Annotated in this window: 18 protein-coding genes; 13 read left to right on the top strand and 5 right to left on the bottom strand. The window is 40.4% G+C overall.

Annotated elements, in window-relative coordinates; all coding sequences use genetic code 11:
• Positions 1-7 precede the first annotated feature (7 nt).
• From AAEU31_RS02340 to AAEU31_RS02370, 7 genes are all read left to right on the top strand, one after another.
• On the top strand, positions 8-556 hold the full coding sequence (locus AAEU31_RS02340; protein WP_421966289.1) for a hypothetical protein: 549 nt from the start codon (positions 8-10) through the stop codon (positions 554-556).
• A gap of 21 nt (positions 557-577) precedes the next feature.
• Positions 578-970: a hypothetical protein gene (locus tag AAEU31_RS02345; RefSeq protein WP_421966290.1), complete on the top strand. Its 393-nt coding sequence runs from the start codon at positions 578-580 to the stop codon at positions 968-970.
• Complete coding sequence (locus AAEU31_RS02350) at positions 963-1,628, top strand: hypothetical protein (protein ID WP_421966291.1); 666 nt, start codon at positions 963-965, stop codon at positions 1,626-1,628. The genes AAEU31_RS02345 and AAEU31_RS02350 overlap by 8 nt, the downstream gene beginning before the upstream one ends.
• Before the next feature lie 205 nt (positions 1,629-1,833).
• Positions 1,834-2,034 (top strand): hypothetical protein, encoded by a 201-nt coding sequence (locus AAEU31_RS02355; RefSeq protein WP_175082101.1) that lies wholly within the window; start codon positions 1,834-1,836, stop codon positions 2,032-2,034.
• A gap of 57 nt (positions 2,035-2,091) precedes the next feature.
• Positions 2,092-2,232, top strand: coding sequence for an alpha-amylase (locus AAEU31_RS02360; RefSeq protein WP_175082102.1), 141 nt, complete (start codon positions 2,092-2,094; stop codon positions 2,230-2,232).
• Positions 2,233-2,983: 751 nt separating this feature from the next.
• Positions 2,984-4,522 (top strand): T6SS phospholipase effector Tle1-like catalytic domain-containing protein, encoded by a 1,539-nt coding sequence (locus AAEU31_RS02365; RefSeq protein ID WP_421966292.1) that lies wholly within the window; start codon positions 2,984-2,986, stop codon positions 4,520-4,522.
• Positions 4,523-4,532: 10 nt separating this feature from the next.
• Entirely contained in the window at positions 4,533-4,940 is a 408-nt protein-coding gene (locus AAEU31_RS02370; protein ID WP_421966293.1) for a hypothetical protein, read from the top strand.
• An 85-nt stretch (positions 4,941-5,025) separates the two neighbouring features.
• Here AAEU31_RS02370 and AAEU31_RS02375 read toward each other — a convergent pair whose 3' ends face one another.
• Positions 5,026-5,742, bottom strand: a complete 717-nt coding sequence (locus AAEU31_RS02375) for an enoyl-CoA hydratase/isomerase family protein (protein ID WP_421966294.1) — start codon at positions 5,740-5,742, stop codon at positions 5,026-5,028.
• Positions 5,743-5,947: 205 nt separating this feature from the next.
• Here AAEU31_RS02375 and AAEU31_RS02380 point away from each other — a divergent pair, with 205 nt between their 5' ends.
• Positions 5,948-6,721: a sulfite exporter TauE/SafE family protein gene (locus AAEU31_RS02380; RefSeq protein ID WP_421966295.1), complete on the top strand. Its 774-nt coding sequence runs from the start codon at positions 5,948-5,950 to the stop codon at positions 6,719-6,721.
• Here the strand turns inward: AAEU31_RS02380 and AAEU31_RS02385 are convergent.
• The 4 genes from AAEU31_RS02385 to mnmC form a co-directional block, all read right to left on the bottom strand.
• Positions 6,711-8,189, bottom strand: a complete 1,479-nt coding sequence (locus tag AAEU31_RS02385) for a methyl-accepting chemotaxis protein (RefSeq protein ID WP_421966296.1) — start codon at positions 8,187-8,189, stop codon at positions 6,711-6,713. The genes AAEU31_RS02380 and AAEU31_RS02385 overlap by 11 nt on opposite strands.
• 7 nt (positions 8,190-8,196) lie before the next feature.
• On the bottom strand, positions 8,197-9,033 hold the full coding sequence (locus AAEU31_RS02390) for a substrate-binding periplasmic protein (RefSeq protein WP_135924107.1): 837 nt from the start codon (positions 9,031-9,033) through the stop codon (positions 8,197-8,199).
• A gap of 83 nt (positions 9,034-9,116) precedes the next feature.
• Positions 9,117-9,752 carry an SDR family oxidoreductase gene (locus AAEU31_RS02395; RefSeq protein WP_421966297.1) on the bottom strand — a complete coding sequence of 212 codons (636 nt, stop codon included), beginning with the start codon at positions 9,750-9,752 and terminating at the stop codon, positions 9,117-9,119.
• A gap of 126 nt (positions 9,753-9,878) precedes the next feature.
• Positions 9,879-11,927 carry a bifunctional tRNA (5-methylaminomethyl-2-thiouridine)(34)-methyltransferase MnmC2/FAD-dependent 5-carboxymethylaminomethyl-2-thiouridine(34) oxidoreductase MnmC1 gene (gene mnmC / locus AAEU31_RS02400; protein WP_421966298.1) on the bottom strand — a complete coding sequence of 683 codons (2,049 nt, stop codon included), beginning with the start codon at positions 11,925-11,927 and terminating at the stop codon, positions 9,879-9,881.
• A gap of 180 nt (positions 11,928-12,107) precedes the next feature.
• Here mnmC and fabB point away from each other — a divergent pair, with 180 nt between their 5' ends.
• The 5 genes from fabB (at position 12,108) to AAEU31_RS02425 (ending at position 21,023) form a co-directional block, all read left to right on the top strand.
• Positions 12,108-13,322 carry a beta-ketoacyl-ACP synthase I gene (gene fabB, locus AAEU31_RS02405; protein ID WP_135924110.1) on the top strand — a complete coding sequence of 405 codons (1,215 nt, stop codon included), beginning with the start codon at positions 12,108-12,110 and terminating at the stop codon, positions 13,320-13,322.
• A 188-nt stretch (positions 13,323-13,510) separates the two neighbouring features.
• Positions 13,511-14,632 carry a 4-phosphoerythronate dehydrogenase gene (locus AAEU31_RS02410; RefSeq protein WP_421966299.1) on the top strand — a complete coding sequence of 374 codons (1,122 nt, stop codon included), beginning with the start codon at positions 13,511-13,513 and terminating at the stop codon, positions 14,630-14,632.
• Positions 14,633-14,664: 32 nt separating this feature from the next.
• Entirely contained in the window at positions 14,665-15,681 is a 1,017-nt protein-coding gene (locus AAEU31_RS02415) for an aspartate-semialdehyde dehydrogenase (RefSeq protein WP_135924112.1), read from the top strand.
• A gap of 321 nt (positions 15,682-16,002) precedes the next feature.
• On the top strand, positions 16,003-20,316 hold the full coding sequence (locus AAEU31_RS02420) for a FimV/HubP family polar landmark protein (protein WP_421966300.1): 4,314 nt from the start codon (positions 16,003-16,005) through the stop codon (positions 20,314-20,316).
• 167 nt (positions 20,317-20,483) lie between these two features.
• Entirely contained in the window at positions 20,484-21,023 is a 540-nt protein-coding gene (locus AAEU31_RS02425) for a hypothetical protein (protein ID WP_421966301.1), read from the top strand.
• The last annotated feature ends 270 nt before the right edge of the window (positions 21,024-21,293 follow it).

A 21,293-nucleotide genomic window follows, 5' to 3' on the forward strand; every position in this document is an offset into this window, starting at 1 on the left:
GATGAAAATGAAGTCATTTCTAAATACAGTTGATATTTTACTTGGGCATTTTGCCTGTGGTTTTACAGTTGTTTTTCTATATATAGTTTTAAGCCTGATTGCAATTTCTAGCTTGCTGTTGATACCTTTTTCTTTCTTTGAGTATGATGCCGGTTTATCTGATTTAGACTTGGTAGAGTTAGGTCTTTTTATATTCTTAACAGCAGTGATTTGGCGTTTTTATAATCGCTGCATTAATTTGAAATGGTCAAAATGGGCAGCTATAAAACGCTTTGTGTTTGTTGTCGCTTTTGCAGAGCTTTTGTATATGTTCTTTTATGCAATCTATTTGATTTTAGAATTAGCAGAACAAGGTGTACTGGGAGTTGAAATTCTAGATAGGCATGCTGATTTTGAGTCGTTTTTATCGGTATTGGTTATAATTTCGGCAATCTATGCAGGAACTCCACTGCCTCCTTTTTATCTAAAAAAGGACAAACAATCAAAAGAGAAAGCTGAAGACGCTTTTAGTGCAGGAGCACCTGAAAAATCCGAATCAGCAAGCGTAGTGGGATAGATTAACAGGGAAGTTTTTAATATGAGAAAATTAGTTCAAAGTGTAGTTATTACAAGCTGTTTGTTTATTTGTAATAACATAGTTGCAAAAGAGCAGCTATTTCAGCCAGAAGATACTGCCTTTTTACAGTCATCATGTAGAGAGGTGATTGAAATATTCAATAAAAAGCAAGAAACAGGTAAATACGCAGCTTTACATACTTCAATGTCTGAAGCTATGAGGGCGGGTTATTGTATAGGTGTTTTACAGCAATATATTAAGACTCCACCCAAATGTAAAAACAAGTATGGCAATTATAGAACTCTTAATTGGTTCGATTTAGCACAAATAATAGTTGGTTTATCATTGAGTGCTGAGCAATTAGAGCAAGTTAAAGCAAGTAGCTTGCTAAAAGAAGCTTTTTGCAATGGCTAGTGGTTTAACTATCCCCGATGCAATTCGTCATTTATTTGGAATTGAAGTTGCCAAAGAAAGTACATACTTAAAAGATAAAGCTAATTCTTTAGTGCGAAATAAGCTTGTCAAAGTTAATACTGAGAAAGTAGTTCAAAGATCTAAGCAATATCTAGCTGAAGGGCAGTTAGATGTTTTGTTTAATGCGTTACTACTGAATGCTATTTTTACCGATCCTAAAGACGTAAAAAAGATTTTCGAAGACAGGCTCTTTAGAGCTGAATCAGTAAAAACGGTTAAACTGCTTTTTACTGAAAATAATTCTTTAATGGGAGTTGCTCTTAGTAATCAAAACGCAGTTAAATTTATTGATGACTTGGCAAGTGAGATGGATCTTTACTCTAATAGGCTTCCAAATCCCTTTGCTACTCTCCCACAACTTGCGTTAGGTAAAAACCTGAGTTTACTTCATGCTCTGCTTACCCAATCCGCACTTATTAGCCCTACAGATAACTTACTATTGGCTTATCTAAATAATGATATGGATAAGGCATTAGCGTTATCAAACCAAATTAAGGCCAATAATAGTAACGTTAAACAACTCATTGAACATATACATGCCCAGCACAATGAGGCTGAGGAATTTGATGATTTGTTAAATTATTTTCAAAAAATGTGATTATTTTAAAATAATGCTTTTTAGTGCATTGCACTAGGTGAATCTGTGTTTGTCAGCAACAAATGGAGATTTACATGACAAACATTAAAGAGTTCACTATTAGCTGTAACATGACTGAAAGCTACAATTTTAGTTGTTGGACTAGTGATGCTAAGAAACAGTGTTATACGTCAATAGACAAAGTTACTCTTTTAGGGCTTTGTATATGAAAAAGTATAGCAGTGACAAAGATATAAATATGCTAGTGCGCGCTTTGTTGAAGAAAAAAGGTTGGTCTATTAGGCAAGGCAAGCATCCAAAGTTAATAACACCTTCGGGTTTTAAAGTAACTGTACCAAGTACTCCAAGTGATTTTAGAGCGTTTAAAAATTTTAAAAATGATATTCGACGATTGAAGGAGCTTTAGCAATCGCTGAAGTTCCTAAAATCGAATTTTCTTTTTTAACCTTTAAAGGAGACTCTTATGTCTAACAATAATCACAAAGCTAATCAAAATAACGGTAATAAAGGTACTTCAGGTAATAATCCTGCGTATCAAAAAGCTCAGGATAATCGGGCTAATCAATTAAACCCTAACAACCCAAATTACCAAGGTAAAAAATAAATTTACAGTGAGAAGTTTAAGCGCAGTTTAACTGCGCTTTTTTTCTATTTAAAGAAACTGGATCATGCCAAGCCCATTTTTACTATTTTCACTTAAAACTAAGTATGACGACAAGGTTATGACAATTTCTTTTAATGTCGCACATATGTCATATGTTCCACGGAAGTGGTTAATTTTAAGTTGTTGTTTTATATGCTTTTAGAGCCGGAAATTTGAATCTGTTCTGAAATAAAATTGTTGGTTATTTCATGCGCGTTAGTTGTTATTCCGTTTAGATGCATTTTGCCCTCACGTATTAATTTTAAAACTGAGGCATCCCTGCTATATTAAGTACTCATCGTACAATTTCGAACTTATCAGACAAAATACGATGCTGAAAGCATTAAAAAAGGGAAAATTTCAAAATTTTTTCATCCCTGTTTTTGAGCAAAGTTGAACCCGGGGTTCAGAGATAGTTTGAGGCCCATGGGTTATTTAGGTTTTTAAATTTTTATTTAAAATCAGGTGGTTGATTGTTTGGTTTGACTCACCCCAGCTCCACCAAATATGAAAAAGGCTGCTCTCGGAGCGGCCTTTTTTATTTCAAAAAAACATTCGGTTACAACAGTTTAACTAAGAATGTGAAACTGTTTCCTCATAAAAGTACCTTCTCAGAAAATTCCTAAATTACATTATTGAAGTGGTTAAATTTTGACTTTATAGAGGCCGTTGCCTAGATAAGTTAGACAAATGAACATACAAGGATGTACTTATGGCTAATTTAATTATTTGTTGTGACGGAACCTGGAATAACCCAAGTCAAGAAGATAACGGCATACCCGCACCCACAAATGTTGTAAAGCTTTACCATGCTCTAGCAAAAAAAGATGGTATGGGGGAGTTACAAAAAGCATATTACCACCCAGGGCTTGGTGGTGAAGAAACAGGTTTAAAAGATTCGATTGTTGATGGAGCTTTAGGAAAAAGCATTAAGCGTCATATTTGTAGTGCCTATTACTGGTTGGCAAATAACTATTGCGATGGTGATAAGGTTTATATATTTGGTTTTAGTCGCGGCGCCTTTACAGCAAGAAGTTTAGGCGGGCTACTTAATCTAGGCTTGCTTGATTTTAGCAAAATAGATAAAAGTGAGGAACAATGGGAGCATGTTCATAAGCATTTTGATAACTATAAATCAGGTGTTAAAACTATTGAACCTAGCCAGTTTTTAAATCACAAAGCTGCTCTAAAAATTCATTTTATTGGTGTATGGGATACCGTAGGGGCGCTAGGTATTCCTAATGATATGGAGCTTTTTAACTTATTAGATAATCCTGCCTCATGGCGTTTCCACGATACCACGCTTGGCAAACATATAAATATTGCAAGGCATGCAATGGCTATGGATGAAAAAAGGAGTAGCTTTTGTGTTACTCGCTGGACTGAGTATGCAAGTGATCGTGACGTTAAAGAAAAATGGTTTCCGGGCGTGCATTCTGATGTGGGCGGTGGATACAGCGATACTGACTTATCAGATATAACACTTGAATGGATGTTAAAAGAAGCAGCCGAAGCTGGATTAGTTTTTAGAGATGGAATATTTGAGCAATTGAAGCCAAATCCCGCAGGTGTGTTACACAACTCTTATAAAGGCATTTTTGCTAAGTTTAGATCACGACCTCGAAATATAGACTGTGTTGTTGCTGAAAACCAAGCGCACTTCCATGAAAGTGTGTTTCAACGACAAGCAGTCTCGCCTATAGAGCATCCTGAATATTGGCCAACAATAAAATTAGCAAAAAATGAATCTTCACAAGTAAATATCTTTGCAAAGCAGCATTGGACTCCTACCTATATTTATATGGAAAAAGGGCAGCGATATATTTTTGAAGCTGAAGGATGTTGGCAAGATAGCAAAGATGTGTGCGACTGGTTAGGGACAGAAGATGGCAAGTTAACAGCTGGCGATATTATTAGATTTGCATCGTCTATTTGGGGGATGACAGAGCGCAAATTTAAGCAAGCAACAGAAAATAGATCTACAGATTTTTGGGGAACCAAGCGTGTAGAGCATATGCCTTGGTTTATCGCTGTGGGTTGCATTGCTAATGACTCAAACCAAGAAACAGCAGTACCAAATGATGGTAGTCCTCATCCGCATCAGTATGTTGCGCTTCCTAGGCATCAAAATAAACCTAACGCTTTAAAAGTTGAATCTTCAGGGTATTTTTATGCTTTTCCAAATGATGTTTGGTCTCTGTACCGTAATAACCAAGGAAGTATTCAACTTAAAGTAACGCGTGTTGCTTAGGGGATTATAAATGGATAATTCAGTTAATATGGTAGAAATTTTCCAAATGTTTCAAGCTCAATACTCACAAGTTGATAAGTTATGGAACTACTTCGGGGTCGTCAGCCTAGCTGTTGCAGGGTTTACCATAGGTAATGAGAAGGCGACTCGAACAATCAAAGAGCCTATAGCCATTGTTATTGGCTATTTAGCTTTTTGTGTGGGTAACTATACAGCATTGATTTATAGTCATAAATTCCTAGTTGTTTTAGCCAATAAATATAATGAAAAGGCATGCTCTTATGCGCTGAACCATTTAAAAGTAATTACCGTTGAGCGTGTTTCTGTATTTTATATTTTAGTTGTAATTACATTTACTTTGACTATTTTAGTAGTCTCGTATTCGAGGCTCAAACTTAAGCAACATGATGAAGGCTAAATATCAATTAGGCCTTATAAGAGTAATTTAATGTAAAAGATTAAGATAAGAACCCTTAAGTTGTAACTTAAGGGTTTTTTATTTATCAAACAACCAACTGAACGGTATCAATAATCGGTTTGTTTTCTATATCTATGGTGTCGATGATGTGTTTGTGTAGGCGCTTTTTGTGCTCGGCGAAAATAGCGCGTTTTTTATCGAACTGGCTGGCAAATTCGAGGGCGGTATTTAACAAGGCATCACTGTTTGGGCAGGCTTGTTCGATAACATGATCAGCGGCAAGTTCGTCTGCAGTAACACGGCGGCCCGTTAGCATCATCTCGTTAAAACGATAGTCTGGAATGGCTTTTTTAATGAAGGCGAGCATGCCCGGTAAAAACGGGATTGATAAGTCCACTTCGGGGAAGCAGAAGAAACCACGGTCGCTTTGCATAAACCTAAAATCACAGGCGCACGATAAAATTGCACCATTACCAAATGCATGGCCGTTTATCGCTGCGATTACTGGCATTGGGAACAGTAATAGGCGTTTGAATACCGCATCCATTGAGTGCATAAAGCCACTTACTTCTGCAAATTTTTGTGTTTTTAATGCGGGCATAAGCCAATCGGTATCTATGCCCAAGCTCCATGATTTCTCGCTGCTTGAAGTGATCACCAGTGCTTTGTGTTCAGGGTTACGTTCGATTTCGTCAAGGCAAGTTAAAAAGGCCTCTGCAAAAGCAGGATTGTGGCGATTTTCAGCTGTTGTCATAGTTAATATAGCAACAGATCCTTGTGTACTTACATTCATCAGTGTCATGCTGTGCCTTCAATTTTATTGTGTTGTGGGCATAGTTATATACCATCGGTTTAACAAAATAAACCACAAGTCTGACCAGTTGTGAATTTAGGGGCACTTCTCTTTTGGTTGATATGGTCTTTTAGTCGAAACTATTTTCCAATTTGTCGCTAATAGTGGTGAGTCATGGTAGCGTTAGATTAAACACACTATTTAAAGCATAACAATGGATTTGATCAGTTGGCAGTTTTTGGGTGGAGATTTATTAAGTCCGATCAGCACAATAATGCTCATTGTGGTTGCGGGCTTTACTTCAATGATTTCAGCGGCTTTTGGTGCGGGTGGCGGATTGATGTTGCTGGTGATCATGGCATCTATGCTTCCTATGAGTGTGGTTATTCCTGTTCATGGCTTAGTGCAGTTAGGCTCTAATGCAAACCGCTTTATGTTCACGTTTAAACATATTGATGGTGCTATGTTTGTGTACTTCTCACTGGGGGGAGTCATAGGTGCGCTGGTTGCCTCAACGATTGTCACATCAATTCCGCTTGAATTAATGAAAATAGTGGTAGCCGCTTTTGTGCTTTATTTACTGTGGGGAGTTACGCCAAAGCTTAGAGAAACCTCAAAGTTATGGCGTGTTCTCGCAGGGCTTTGGACCACGTTTATCTCGATGTTTGTAGGGGCAAGCGGGCCCTTGGTTGGCAGCTGCTTATATGTCAATAATTATAATAAGCTTAAATTTACCGCCACATTCTCAAGCTGCATGACAGTGCAACATACCTTAAAAGCGATTTTATATGGGGCTGTCGGGTTTGCATTTTGGCAGTGGTTGCCGCTGGTTATGCTCATGATATTGAGCGGTGCATTAGGTACTTGGCTTGGCCTTAAGTTACTGCACCGCATTTCGTCAGATAAATTTAAAAAGATTTTTCGTTTAGTGTTAACGGTGCTTTCCCTGCAACTTGCGTGGCAGGGAATTATGGCTTTTAGTATTTGAACAAACCCAGTTTAGCAACGATGCCGCGTTCTAATTCATTGAGTTGGCCTATGGTGTTATCGAGGTGTTGAGCTTCTTGCGATAGGCTCTTAGCGCCTTGGTTAATAAGCTGCATGGTATTTAATATATCAGCGGTCACACTGGTTTGCTCTTCAGAACTTGCTGCAACGCTCTCGTTCATTTGATTAATGGTATTGATTTGTTTAGCAATATCTTTAAACACTGCTTGGCTTTTTTGATTCGCTTGGCTTACTTTATCGCTTAATGATTTACTTTGCTCCGTTGCCGTTACGCAGTCAGAGGTATTGTTGTGTAGCGATACAATAATTGATTCAATCTCAGACGTTGAATCATAGGTTTTACTAGCAAGCGCTCTTACTTCATCGGCTACTACAGCAAAGCCACGACCAGATTCACCAGCACGAGCCGCTTCAATAGCAGCATTTAGAGCCAGTAAATTGGTTTGCTCGGCAATACTTTTTATAACATCGAGCACTTGGCTAATTTCATTACTGCTGGCGTTAAGTTGTTTAACCACGTTTGATGTATGGTCGAGTTGTGCAGCTAACTCATCTACCATGTTGCCATTGGCATTCATATTTTGTTCGCCCTGTTGGCATAAGCGATGAACGTCGGTTGTCTGCTGCGCGGTTTGATTAGCTCCTTGGGCAATCTCTTTGGTTGCTTCACTTAACTGACTAAGCGCATTGGTTGCTGAATCAGTGCGGTTGTATTCAAGCTCGGCTTCGTTTTTAGAGCGCACAGATGCTTCGTTTACTGTGCTGGCTATCATTTCAAGCTCGCTGGCTGTGCTGCCTAACTCTGTAATTATTTCTTGTACTTGCGCTATAAAGCGATTGAAACCATCAACTAAATAGCCAATTTCATCATTCGATTGGTAGCTAATGCGTTTTGTAAGGTCGCCTTCACCTTTGACAATTTCATCAACAAGGCTATTTACGCTATCGATTGGTTTTATCACTAAAAGCCGCACGATATAAATAATCACCGCACCCAAGGCGATAAAAGAGACTAGCAAGGTAATAAACATGGTGCGTGTCGACTCAGCAATGGTGCTATGCAGTGCTTGTTGTGAGTAACCAATTTTTATGTGACCAATTAAATTATCTAAATAGTGCAAATCAATAGTTTTGCTAACCGATGCACTATTGCTTTGTTTAGCGATAGCGGCAAGTGGCTTATTACGATGATCTGTCACTGAAATACTATGTACATGTTTGTTTTGCGAAAAGGCTTTAATAATCTGATTGATTAACGGCTCATCATAAGAGAATACCGGTTCAGCTAAAATAACCTGCATTTGCTCATTAAGGGCAGTGATGTCATCTTGCCATTGCTGTGTCTGATTCGACTTTGCCAGCAGGTAGTTTGCGCTGATCACGAAGATCACGCTTAGTAAAAGGCACAAAGACAGTGCCAAAGTCATTTTGTATTTTAATGATTTCATTGTGCGCTCATTGAAATGGGTTAAACCACAAAGGGCTATTTTTATTAGGTGTGTTCGACGATAACGTTGGGTTATCTAGCTCAATAACGCGACGCGAGCTTAAATTGGCTTTTGATAAAACCGTTTGTACTTGGCTGTCTGCCAAAAACATGGCGTTAAATGTGCCATCGGCAATCATCTCGTTTAGGGCATCATTTAGCTGTTTATGTAGTGTGTGATTGTTTTTGTTGACGAAAAAGTAAAGTGGTGCGGTGTACTTAATAACTAAGTATGGCTCAACAGTGAGGTTAAGCTCTGAGTGATTGGCAATTTCATCCCAAGGTTCATTCACCCCACGTGGGAAGTAGTCAAAGCGCTCGCCTTCAAGCATTGGAAATAAGTTAGGGTATTTTAATGTGGTAACAACGGGTAGTTGATTTGCTTTTAATATTTTCGTATCTGGCCAGGTTTTACCTTGCCCAGCGGTGAAACGTTTTAAATCTTGTAAGCTAGTTACCGAGCTAAACAGTTCGCGGTTTTGTGCTTTCACTATTGCTACTCGCATGCCAAGTAAGCCACGAAACAAGGGAATATAAACAGCTTGATAATCTTGCTCTAACTGAGTAGATGTCATGCTCCACATCACATCCAGCTGGTTGTTTTTTACATCGTTTAAGATACGTGCATTAGAGATATCTTTATTGGTTTCGTAAGGATGAACATACTCTAAGCCAGCACGTTCAATGGCGCTGATCAATAATTTGTGGGGAAGGGAGGTATCGCCACTGTAGCTTTGTACTTTTACCGGTGCAGCGAAACAAGCCGACGTAAAAGCAAAGCAAAAAAGAAAAGCAAAATGACGCATAAAGCACCTTTGTTATTATTATGTAAACAATAAACTAAAGTGCTTTACGCGCTTTCTCAATCTTATTTCTTATGCATACGTATTCAATCGCTCAGAAGGCTGTCGATTGATTTATCACCATTAAACAATTCAAACACTCTTGGCTTTTTCGGTGTATGTTCAGCAAGGTATAGCAGGGTATCGGCCACATCTTCACGGTTGATCACCGCATCTTGGCGGGTTACAGGGCGTGTGGTGGTTAATAATCCCGTTGCTGCATCATTTAACAAAGTGCCAGGTCTGACTATGCTGTAATTTAATTCGCTATTGATTAAATGCTGGTCAGCCATGTGCTTAGCAACTAAATACGGTTTTATACTGCTTTCAATGTTGTCTGGGGCATCAGCACCAATTGAGCTGACCATAATAAAGTGCTTAACCTTGGCATCTGCCGCATAATTAATCGCTTTAACAGCGGCCCATAAATCTATCAGTAAGGTTTTATCTGCACCTGTTGCGCCGCCGGAGCCCGCGCTAAAAATTACTTGTTCAACGCCTTCGAAGGCACGACTAAAATCATTTTCGAGGTCTTGCTCAACAATCGTTAAATTATTACTTTCAAGCGTACTCAGTTTGCTTTTGTCTCGAACTAAAGCCACTACATCATGACCGCTTGCCAGCATTTTTTCGGTGGTCATTTTACCTATTTGACCTGTGGCGCCAATGATTAAGGTCTTCATATCAAACTCCTTCTAATTACTGTGTAAGTAAAGACCTTGGGGTGAGGAATTATTTTTAAAGGGGAAACTAAAAACGAAATTGTAATCAAGAACAATAATGGGGCTAATTAAAGCCCCATCCAACCGCTAAATTTTATTGCGAATTAAATCGCGTACAATAAAGCGAGCAGGGTGAATGGCTTGGCTCACACGTTCACTAAATGGTCTTGGTTCATTGTTTAAACAAGCAATTAAATGCTCAGCACACAAAGGGGCACTACACAGGCCTCTTGCTCCAAAGCCAGTAAGCACATGCAAGCCTTGCTGAGGTTTCGTTAAAGCTTGGTATTGATAACGCTTACCCAAGCGTAGATTGGCAAACGCATTTACATAATCACTTTGTTCAGCCCACTCACCAGCCATAGGAAGGTGGTCGATGAAGGTACATCTAACCGCTGCTTTCGCTGCCGTTATTTCACCTAAGCTATTGGCAAACTCGCAGTTGGGATAAAAATTTAGTAATTGCTCGCGATTAGTGTGGTTGTCTTGCTCTTTAACTTCACGGCTTTTTGAGTTTTTTTCAAAGGTCGCGCCCATACAATGATGACCCTGATATTCAGGAGTAAAATAGCCTTTATGGCAAAGCACGGTTTTCAGGCGTTTTGACTGCTCGCTTGCTTGTACATGAGAGACTTGGCCGCGCACACCGACAACGGGGAGTGTGTGAGTTTGGCTAAACTGATCACTGTGTTCACCAGCACAGTTAATTACATCGCTAAAAGGCCCAAATGTTTGCTCTTTGCTGTGTAACAGCCAGCCGTCAGCGGTTTTCTCGAGTTTTTCAATATGGCAATTAAAGTGGCTATCTATTTTACTATTGTTACTCGCACTTAAGGAGTTTGCTGCTTTAAATATTGCTGTAACAAGTGCTGGTGGATTTACCCAACCGCCTTTTGCAAAGAACACACCTGAGTAACCAGTATCTACACCGGCAATTTTATCACCTTCTTCGGCACTTACATTGCGCATTAATTCAGTAGGCCAAAGTTCTTTATCGGCAAGGTTTTGATGTTTATCAGCTAGGCCTTGTTTAACCGCATGTTGCAATACACCACACCACTGGTGAGGGTAGTCAAAACCATCATCAAGCAATTGCTGATAAAGACGCATCGCATATAAAAAACTATAGGCAAACATTTCACTGTGCGGTGAATTCTTCGCTTGTAAATGCGGATAAACAGCCCCTTGTACATTGTGTGAAGCGCCCATGGCAAGGGCTTTATCTTGGCAAAAAAGTGTGGCATTCAGGCCTCTTTTAGCCAGTGAATACAGTACGCAGCTACTGGCAATACCGCCGCCGATAACAGCTACATTACTCAGTTCACTTTGTTGGTGAGCAAAATACGCAGGTCCTGATTGTTGCTGATTAGGCTCGGTTAGCTTACCAATCAGCATTTCGCGCTTTTTACCGTAGCCTTTTGCTTTACTCATGCTAAAGCCTGCTTCGATTAGCCCTCTTCTTACAAAGCCGGCTGCAGTGAAAGTGGCGAGTGTGGCATTTGCTCTTGAAATAGTTCGCATTTTGTTAAACAAACTTTGCTGCCACATATCAGGGTTTTTGCTTGGAGCAAAACCATCTAAATACCAGGCATCGATAACCCCTTCACTTGGGTAGCTCATGATATCGATGCTGTCTTGTACGTCACCAAAATAAAGATCGAGTATTAGCTTGCCGCCAGCAAATTCAAGACGATGACAACCGGCCAAATTAATAGGGTATTGAGCAATTAGTTGCTCACTATAATCGCTTAAATTAGGCCAGGCTTTAAGTGCTTGTGCGAGGTCATCACGCTTAATAGGGTATTTCTCGAATGAGATAAAGTGCAGTCTATTTACGCATTTATTGCCACTAAGGTCGTGTTGATTTTGAACTTCTAGCTCTGCATGCTGCCTATCAAGGTGAGCAGCAAAATGTTGCCAGGTATTTAAAAAGTTAAGCCCAGTACCAAAGCCTGTTTCAGCAATGGCAAAGTGGTTACGGTCATGATTTTGTAATCGTTGCGGGATATTGTTTTGTTGGTAAAAAACATAATGTGATTCGGCTAAGCCATCGTCGTTAGAGAAATAAACATCGTCAAACTGATCGGCGACAGGGGTACCAAGGTGATTAAAATGAATATGTGCGTTTTTGATCATGGTTTAACTAATTAACTACAAACTTTTTTTAATTATTTTACGTGTTTTCTTTGAAATAGTCTGGCGTTATTTATAAGCTAGACATTCAGAGTACAAGTGTACGCTAGAAAGCTGACCACTTCGAAAGTAATTTCAGCGTAAAATAGAACACAATTTAGTATAGAGCTAAGGTAATTACCCATGAGAAGAGCCGTTATTACGGGCATCGGTGTTGTTTCAAGCATCGGTAACAACAAAGAAGAAGTATTAGAATCATTAAAACAAGGCCGCAGTGGTATTGCATTCAACCAAGAATTTGCCGACTACAACCTACGTAGTAACGTTTCGGGCAAAATCGATATTGATGTTAAAGAGTTTGTTGATCGTAAAGCAATGCGTTTTATGGGCGATGCAGCTGCATACGCTTATATCTCAATGGCACAAGCAATTGAAGATGCAGGCCTTAGTGAAGAGCAAGTTTCAAACGAGCGCACTGGTTTATTAGTGGGTTCAGGTGGTGGTTCATCTAAGTGGCAAGTTGAGGCAGCTGACATTTTACGTGAAAAAGGCGTAAAACGTGTTGGTCCTTACATGGTACCACGTACTATGGCGAGCACGACTTCTGCGTGTCTTGCAACACCTTTCAAAATTAAAGGTGTTAACTACTCAATCAGTTCTGCGTGTGCGACATCGGCACACTGTATTGGTCATGCGGTTGAGCAAATTCAACTAGGTAAGCAAGACGTTATTTTTGCAGGTGGTGGTGAAGAGCTTCACTGGACACTTGCAATGGAATTCGATGCAATGGGTGCATTGTCTACTAAGTACAATGAAACACCAGAGAAAGCATCACGTACATACGATGCAAACCGTGACGGTTTTGTTATCTCTGGCGGTGGCGGTATCGTTGTTGTTGAAGAATTAGAGCATGCACTTGCTCGTGGTGCGCACATCTATGCAGAAATCACAGGCTACGGTGCAACTTCTGACGGTTACGACATGGTAGCTCCATCAGGTGAGGGTGCTGTACGTTGTATGAAACAAGCAATGCAAGGCCTTGAAGGTGGTATTGATTACTTAAATACTCACGGTACTTCAACACCAGTTGGCGATGTTAAAGAGCTTGGCGCTATCCAAGAAGTATTTGGTGGTAACTCTCCAATGATCAGTGCAACTAAGGCGATGACAGGTCATGCTTTAGGTGCAGCAGGCGTACACGAAGCAATTTTCTCGCTATTAATGCTTGAGCATAACTTTGTTGCTCCATCAATCAACATAGATGAACTGGATGAGCAAGCACAAGGTCTAAATATCGTAACTGAGCGTAAAGACGTTGAACTAAATACAGTTATGTCTAACAGCTTTGGTTTTGGTGGCACGAACGCCACTCTCGTAATGAGCAAATATAAAGGTTAAACCTCTCCAGTATTTGCTTAAAGCCGAGCAATTGCTCGGCTTTTTCATTATCGCATTTAATTCCAACTGAAACTCGCACCTTGAGGTGGTTTGGGTATAAATAACCCCAAAATCGTCTTAGTTGTTACCTATCCGAATACCGATAAATTCGCTACAATAGCGCCACTTTCTGCCTCTCGGACACACAAATGAAAATTCTTGCAGATCAAAATATGCCATTGGTTGAGCAGTACTTTGCCGATTTTGGTGATGTTGAGCGATTTGATGGCCGTAATCTACAACCAGAGCAGCTAGTTGGAGTCGACATTTTGTTAACTCGCTCGGTGACCAATGTAGATAAAGCCCTACTAACTCAAGCAGATAAATTAAAATTTGTGGGCACAGCAACCATAGGTGTCGATCACATTGATACCGAATTACTTGCTGAGCGAAATATCGCATTTAGCAGCGCCCCTGGTTGTAATGCCGTTGCGGTAGCTGAATATGTTATTAGTAGCTTATATGCCTTGAGCCAAGAAAATGCCAGCTCATTACAGGGTAAAACCATAGGGATAGTTGGTGTTGGCAGTATAGGAAGCTGCTTACGTGATAAGTTGAGCCTGCTCGGTATGAATGTGTTGCTATGTGACCCACCAAAGTATGAAGCTGGTGAACTTGCAGAACACATTGAGTTAGACACATTACTAGCTCAAGCTGATATTGTGACTTTTCACGTGCCATTAGTTAAGCAGGGGCCACATAAAACCTTGCACATGCTTAATGAAACACGCTTAAAGGCACTTAAGCCTGGAATGACAATTATCAATGCAAGCCGTGGTGATGTAATTGATAACCAAGCATTGCTAGCATTGTTTGAACAAGGTGCCCAATTAGATTGCGTGCTTGATGTTTGGGAAAATGAACCCAATATACTGACTCCTTTGCTTGATTATGTGCGTTATGCCAGTGTGCATATTGCAGGGCATACACTCGAAGGCAAAGCTCGCGGCACACAAATGCTGTATCAGCAAGTGTGTGAGCTTGAAGGCATCGTAGCGCTTAAGTCTCTGGACGATTTTTTACCGGAGCCAATCAGCCATTGTGTCACACTAGGTGAAACCTTTAATCTAGACGATATAGGTCGCTTAGTGCATCTAATTTATGATGTGCGTCGTGACGATGGCATTTTACGAAGTAAATTAGCAAGCGAAGGCTTTGATAGTTTACGCAAGAATTACCCGCCACGACGAGAGTTTAGTACTTTATCGGTGGCTGCCAACAGTGCATGTGAAGGCGCATTAGCTGCACTGGGATTTAGAATTAACGAATAAAGCCATTTGCTTTATTCAACAGAGGAAAACACATGTCGCAAAAATTTAATGTAGCCGTATTAGGTGCCACTGGTTTAGTGGGTCGTCAAATTATCGAAACCCTAGAAGATCGTAAGTTTCCAGTTGACCAATTATTTTTACTCGCAAGCAGCCGCAGTGCTGGTGAAGAAATTCAATTTCGCGGTGAAAGCATTGAAGTAATCGATGTTGAAGAATTTGATTTTAGCCAAGCTCACATTGGTTTATTTTCAGCAGGCGGTAGTGTCTCTGAAAAATACGCACCGATTGCGGCAGATGCTGGCTGTGTGGTAATTGATAATACCTCACACTTTCGTAATGACTTCGATGTGCCATTAATCATTCCTGAAGTGAATGCATCGAGTTTAGCTGATTTCAGAAACCGCAATATTATTGCAAATCCTAACTGCTCAACTATTCAAATGCTGGTGGCGTTAAAGCCAATTTATGATGCTTATGGTATTGACCGCATTAATGTTTCAACTTATCAAGCAGTATCAGGTGCAGGCAAAGAAGCGGTTGATGAACTTGCTAAGCAAACAGCAAACTTAATGAATGCGCGCCCGATGGATAATGCTGTTTTCCCTAAACAAATCGCTTTTAACGTGATCCCGCAAATCGACAGCTTTGAAGATAACGGTTATACACGTGAAGAAATGAAAATGGTGAACGAAACACAAAAAATCCTAGGTGACAACAGCGTAGTGGTTAACCCTACCTGTGTTCGCGTACCTGTGTTCTTTGGTCACAGTGAAGCGATTAATATTGAAACGCGTATGCCGGTAGATATCGAACATGTGAAGCAGCTATTAAACGATGCACCAGGTGTTGAGTTTATTGAAGACTTAGCGGATTACCCAACAGCAGTGTCTGACGCTAGCGGCAACGATACTGTGTATGTAGGGCGTTTACGTGCCGATATTTCGCATCCACATGGTTTAAATATGTGGGTTGTTAGTGATAACACACGTAAGGGTGCGGCAACAAATAGTGTGCAGATTGCTGAAGAGCTAATCGCAAATTATTTGTAAATCTGATGATTTTGGCTGAGCTATAAGTGAAAGAGAGCGGCAATTTGCCGCTTTTTTTGTGAATTCACTGCCAAATTATTGCCGCATACGCTGTAAAAGCGTATAAACTTAACAATAACAATAAATAAAACTCTCAGCCGTAGATATTTAAGCTATTTACTTTCAAAGTGTTGCGATGGATATTGCCTAGCATCTGGTTTATAGTCTGCAGCTGGAATAGAGCTTGCAAGAAAGCATAATTAAGAATCAATTCTGCAAGAATTACTTGATGTTTAAGCAACCAAGGTTGCTGCGTTAACATTTAAAACATAAAGGATCAGCATGCGCGGTTTAGCAACACTCTTCATATTAGCGTCTGCATTGGTGGTTACACCGACATACTCTGATGAAGGCTCCACACTTAAAGGCCCTAAAGGGGTCGACTATGGTGAGCAAGGGCGATCAATTGGCCCAATAAAGCCAACTGATACGTTATGGCGTATCGCCGCAAAAATTCGTCCTGATAACTCAGTTTCTATTTACCAAGTCATGCAAGCATTGTATGACAAAAATCCGTCGTCTTTTTTAGACCAAAACCTTAATCATATGCGCGATGGCGCATACCTTAAAATCCCAACAATTGCAGAGATGCGTGCGGTCAATCCCACGTTAGCAAAAGCGCGCTCAGAGCAAGATGATGAATTATGGGAAAAAAAGAAAAACGGCACGTTAACGACTGCTGAAATAAATGAATCACAAAAGAATGTAACGCAGGCTCGTAAAGTCGATGTAGACGAAGCAAAACAAGAGCTTAAACAAGAAATAAATACGATCAAAGCAGAGCAAGGCACTCAGCTTGTTGAGTTGCAAAAGCAATTTAAATCGTCGGTCGAGAATGTAGAAGAAATTTTAGAAGAGAATAACAAACTAAAAAAACAGTTAACGGGTATATCTAAGGAGCTTGAGACTGTTCGTGATCAACTTGGTCAAGACAGTGAAATCCAAAAGCAGCTTAAAGAGCTGATAGCCAAACAAAACGAAATTATAGAGCAGCAAAGAGCAAAAAAGATTGAAGAGGACAGTGGGTTTAATTTTTCGTCTATTCTGAGTAACCCATTTGTTCTCGGTGCTTTAATGTTTCTACCAGCTTTGCTGATAATTGCAGCCGTTGTGATGTTCTTGAAAAAACGCAATAGCAGCGAAACCGATGATATTGATGACGATGAGTTTTTACCGCAAAGCCCTGTCCATACGCCAGATGATGATCTTGATCCAATTGTAGAAACTGATCCACTTGTCCCTGAGCCCTCAGACGATGATGACGAACTAAGTGTCCGATTAGATGACGATCAAGATATGCTGCCAGACGATGATATTATTTTCGACGACAGTATTGATGATAGTTTCGAGGACGACGATAGCGTATTAAATCAAGATGAACTAAACGGTTTGCTTAGCGATGATATTGAGTTTGCTGATGAGTCGACAGCGGGCGTTGACGACGATGATTTGGATGCATTTTTACAGCAAGATTTTGACCAAACAGACGATAGTTTAGGTGATGAAATAGATCTGGATAGTGAACAGTCAGATACTGACTTATCTGGCGATATTTTAAGTGCTGACGATATTGATGACTTGTTCGACAATGATGCAGATGATTCACTTGATGATACAAATGAAGATATGGCGGCTCTAAGTGAAGAGCTTGCTGAAGATGATTTTGATATTGATAGTTTAATTGATGAGCAAAATGCGAGTGCAGATGATAACCAAGACGTTGATTTAGATGATATTGATGACTTACTCGATGCTGCCGATGAACAGCCTACAACAGGCAATGTTGAAGCAGAACTCATTGATGAAGACGATTTCGATATTGATAGTCTAATTGATGATACACAAGCAGAAGACGACTCTGATGATATTGATTCGTTAATAGAAGAAACTAAAAACGAACAGCCTGCACAGCAAAGTGATATTGATGACTTAATTGACGAAGATGAGTTAGACGAAGACGACCTTGATGCGTCAATAGATGATACCGCAGAGGAAGTTGAGGCTGATGATTTAGCCGATGAGCAAGACGATGACGATACGTTTGATCTCGATGATATTGATTCTTTAATCGACGATGTAGCCGAGCAAGAGGCACCAGCAGAAGAGCCTGCGGTTGATGAGCTAGTCGATGAGCAAGACGATTCAGATACTCTTGATATCGATGACATTGACTCTTTAATCGATGATGTAGCCGAGCAAGATGCACCAGCAGAAGAGCCTGTGGTTGATGAGTTAGTCGATGAGCAAGACGATGACGATACGTTTGATCTCGATGATATTGACTCTTTAATCGACGATGTAGCCGAGCAAGAGGCTCCAGCTGAAGAGCTTGCGGTTGATGAGCTAGTCGATGAGCAAGACGATGAAGATAGCCTTGATAGCGATGATATTGACTATTTAATCGACGATGTAGCCGAGCAAGATGCACCAGCTGAAGAGCCGGCAGTAGATGAGTTAGTCGATGAGCAAGACGATGACGATACCCTTGATAGCGATGATCTTGACTCTTTAATCGACGATGTAGCCGAGCAAGAGGAGCCTGCGGTTGATGAGCTAGTCGATGAGCAAGACGATGACGATAGCCTTGATAGCGATGACATTGACTCTTTAATCGACGATGTAGCCGAGCAAGAGGCACCAGCTGAAGAGCCTGCGGTTGATGAGCTAGTCGACGAGCAAGATGATGACGATACCCTTGATAGCGATGACATTGACTCTTTAATCGACGATGTAGCCGAGCAAGACGCACCAGCAGATGAGCCTGTGGTTGATGAGCTAGTCGATGAGCAAGACGATGATGATAGCCTTGTTAGCGATGACATTGACTCTTTAATTGACGATGTAGCCGAGCAAGATGCAGCAGCTGAAGAGCCTGCGGTTGATGAGCTAGTCGACGAGCAAGACGATGAAGATAGCCTTGATACCGATGACATTGACTCTTTAATCGACGAAGGTGATCTTGAAGAAAGTGATTCAGAAGATGCACTTGAAGAAGACGATATAGATTCTTTACTTGATGAAGTTGAACAAGCACAGCCAAGCAGTTCTGAGGACGAGTTAGCTGACTCTTTAGATATGGGCGACTTAGACTCACTACTGGAAGAAGATGATGATGAAGCTGTTTCAGATGATGAGCTTGAACAGTTAATTCAAGAGGCTAATGAACTTAAAGAGGACACACAAGCTCAGATAGATGACTTAAGTCATGATGATGCCCAAAGCCAAGAACACGATGAGAGTTTACAAGAGTCACTAGAAGATCTAGCTGATGCAGACCAAGCAATAGATGACTTGAATGTTGAGTCAGTGGCTTCTGATTTAGTCGATATTGATGAAGCGCTTAATCACGAGTTTAACGAAGACACCGATGATCTACTAGATGACGAAGATTCACTGGATGAATTTGATGATCCATCACTAAAAAGTGTTGATGAATTATTAAGTGAAATAGGTGAAGACGAAGATGATTATATAGCAGCTCCAGACTGGTCTATTGATGATGAACCTCAAGAAGATATTGAAGAAGTTGAAATAGATTTAGGTGACGATCCTCTTGCAGATGATCAACTAACAGATGAATTTGACCTAGGCGTTGAAGATGAGCCTCTCGTTCAAGACACAGTTACACCGAGTCAAGAACTTGATGAATATCCTGAACTTGAGTTAGATGATGCTGGTTTTGAGTCAGAAGACTCAATAGATGAGTTCCAAGACGATTTATCTTTACAGCCAAGTCAGGCAGAGCAAGATCTTGCAAATTCACTGGCGGGTGGTAATGAACTTAATCAGTTAGAGGATGACTTTGACGATGAGTTGTTGCTAGATAATGAGTTTACTGAGCAAGATGCTCTAGAATCTGAAGATGACTTAACAGAGTCAAATGATGCAGTGGGTACAAGTGCTGAGTCTGAGCTGCCGACAGCTGCAGATAATAGCGATAACCTTGAGAGCGAAGCGGAGTTTGAGCTAGACCTTGACGATATTGAGCTTGAACATGAAGACGAAGCTGACACCATCGCAGACATTGAATCAGAAATTGTGGGCAGTGATGACTTAACTACGCTATCTGATGATGAAATCGACGATGATTTCATGGCTGATTTAACTCAAACAGACTTTGATGCGCTGCTAAATGAGCTAGCAGAGCCAGATGAAGCCGACATTGCAGATGCCAGTGAGTTTGATGTTGATTTTAACGCACTGTTAAATGAAGACTTGCAGATTGAAAACGACGCACAGCCAGAGCCTGAGGATAATGTATCAGCAGCTCAAGAGCCTGAGTCTACAGGCGATGAGTTTGTTGATATTGACTCGTTACTTGAGCAAAGCGACGATGAAGCATTAGACCATGAACCTTACGATGAGGTTGATATGGATGTAGGGCTTAGTGATTTTAATGAATTACTCGCAGGTGACAACCCAACAGATGTTGATGCCGAAAGTGGCGGATACTCAGCAAAACTAGACCTTGCAAGGGCATATATTGAAATCGACGACTTTGATGCTGCATTACAAGCCATTGAAGATGTGATCGAAAATGGTCCAGAAGAAGTGCAAGAAGAAGCACTTTCGTTAAAGGCGAAGATTAAAGAGTAATACTATCCAATAATAAACCGAGCCAACGAGCTCGGTTTTTTTATGTCTGCTGCACAGCATTCTGTACTCAAGCCATGTAATAATCTGTAATACACAAGTGAATTTCTCCATCTTACTATTTAACTGAACCATGAGGGTTTAGCTAAAAATTTACTAGGAGAAGGAAAATGAGTTCACTTTATGTATCAATCGATGGAAGACCAGTATCCGATGTATTTACTCAATTAGCCGATACAGCGTTTGAAATACTAAAAAATGAAGGGAATGCCTCAACGCAGATAGTGCCTGAAATTGTGAATAACACCAACAAAACATGGCGTTATAAAACAAGTGGTACTATGCAAGGGACAATGCAATATCCTCAAAGTGGAGGCATTGAGGCACATTTTGCTCGTGCATGGACTCAGCGTTCAATGGGGCTAGACGGCTCATTTGGTTGGGTTATTTATACTGATGATGATAATAATCAATTATTTGTAGGGTATTGCGTATATTATGATGGTGCTCAAGCTAAGTATCTTGTTAAGTACGAGAATACTAACTTTGCAGGTAAAGACAATAACGCCCTATTAGCTATGATAGATTCAGAAGGCAAAACGGGGGGTTATGCATTTGAATTTAGCGGTGTAAAAGTAGATTACTCTGGATTCGAGCATCGGCAGGAAGGGGTTGCCCAATCAAGAGAGCTGCGGGTAACGTTAGAATAATTAAGTTGGTTTAATTAATTAGCAAGTTGGCATATTGTACATAAAAAAACCGAGCAATGTGAAGTGACCCCCAATAGTTGGACATTCCAATTACTGGGGGTCTTTTTATGTCCAAACATCACCGAGCATTCAAGCTCAAAATAGCTGAACTCGCTTTGTCTGAAAGCTCTTCGGCGGTAAGTAACAGATTTAATGTTACAGATAGGCAGGTCCGATATTGGACCGCTATTTATCGAATTCATGGCGCTGAAAGCTTCAGGTCTGTTCACA

Source organism: Pseudoalteromonas thalassia (genome assembly GCF_049257215.1).
Lineage (GTDB): Bacteria > Pseudomonadota > Gammaproteobacteria > Enterobacterales > Alteromonadaceae > Pseudoalteromonas > Pseudoalteromonas lipolytica_C.

Bases quoted from the DNA above. Each gene is read 5' to 3' on its own strand.
- AAEU31_RS02340 (WP_421966289.1), top strand. From the start codon at position 8: ATGAAGTCATTTCTAAATACAGTTGATATTTTACTTGGGCATTTTGCC.
- AAEU31_RS02345 (WP_421966290.1), top strand. From the start codon at position 578: ATGAGAAAATTAGTTCAAAGTGTAGTTATTACAAGCTGTTTGTTTATT.
- AAEU31_RS02350 (WP_421966291.1), top strand. From the start codon at position 963: ATGGCTAGTGGTTTAACTATCCCCGATGCAATTCGTCATTTATTTGGA.
- AAEU31_RS02355 (WP_175082101.1), top strand. From the start codon at position 1,834: ATGAAAAAGTATAGCAGTGACAAAGATATAAATATGCTAGTGCGCGCT.
- AAEU31_RS02360 (WP_175082102.1), top strand. From the start codon at position 2,092: ATGTCTAACAATAATCACAAAGCTAATCAAAATAACGGTAATAAAGGT.
- AAEU31_RS02365 (WP_421966292.1), top strand. From the start codon at position 2,984: ATGGCTAATTTAATTATTTGTTGTGACGGAACCTGGAATAACCCAAGT.
- AAEU31_RS02370 (WP_421966293.1), top strand. From the start codon at position 4,533: ATGGATAATTCAGTTAATATGGTAGAAATTTTCCAAATGTTTCAAGCT.
- AAEU31_RS02375 (WP_421966294.1), bottom strand. From the start codon at position 5,742: ATGACACTGATGAATGTAAGTACACAAGGATCTGTTGCTATATTAACT.
- AAEU31_RS02380 (WP_421966295.1), top strand. From the start codon at position 5,948: ATGGATTTGATCAGTTGGCAGTTTTTGGGTGGAGATTTATTAAGTCCG.
- AAEU31_RS02385 (WP_421966296.1), bottom strand. From the start codon at position 8,189: ATGAAATCATTAAAATACAAAATGACTTTGGCACTGTCTTTGTGCCTT.
- AAEU31_RS02390 (WP_135924107.1), bottom strand. From the start codon at position 9,033: ATGCGTCATTTTGCTTTTCTTTTTTGCTTTGCTTTTACGTCGGCTTGT.
- AAEU31_RS02395 (WP_421966297.1), bottom strand. From the start codon at position 9,752: ATGAAGACCTTAATCATTGGCGCCACAGGTCAAATAGGTAAAATGACC.
- mnmC (WP_421966298.1), bottom strand. From the start codon at position 11,927: ATGATCAAAAACGCACATATTCATTTTAATCACCTTGGTACCCCTGTC.
- fabB (WP_135924110.1), top strand. From the start codon at position 12,108: ATGAGAAGAGCCGTTATTACGGGCATCGGTGTTGTTTCAAGCATCGGT.
- AAEU31_RS02410 (WP_421966299.1), top strand. From the start codon at position 13,511: ATGAAAATTCTTGCAGATCAAAATATGCCATTGGTTGAGCAGTACTTT.
- AAEU31_RS02415 (WP_135924112.1), top strand. From the start codon at position 14,665: ATGTCGCAAAAATTTAATGTAGCCGTATTAGGTGCCACTGGTTTAGTG.
- AAEU31_RS02420 (WP_421966300.1), top strand. From the start codon at position 16,003: ATGCGCGGTTTAGCAACACTCTTCATATTAGCGTCTGCATTGGTGGTT.
- AAEU31_RS02425 (WP_421966301.1), top strand. From the start codon at position 20,484: ATGAGTTCACTTTATGTATCAATCGATGGAAGACCAGTATCCGATGTA.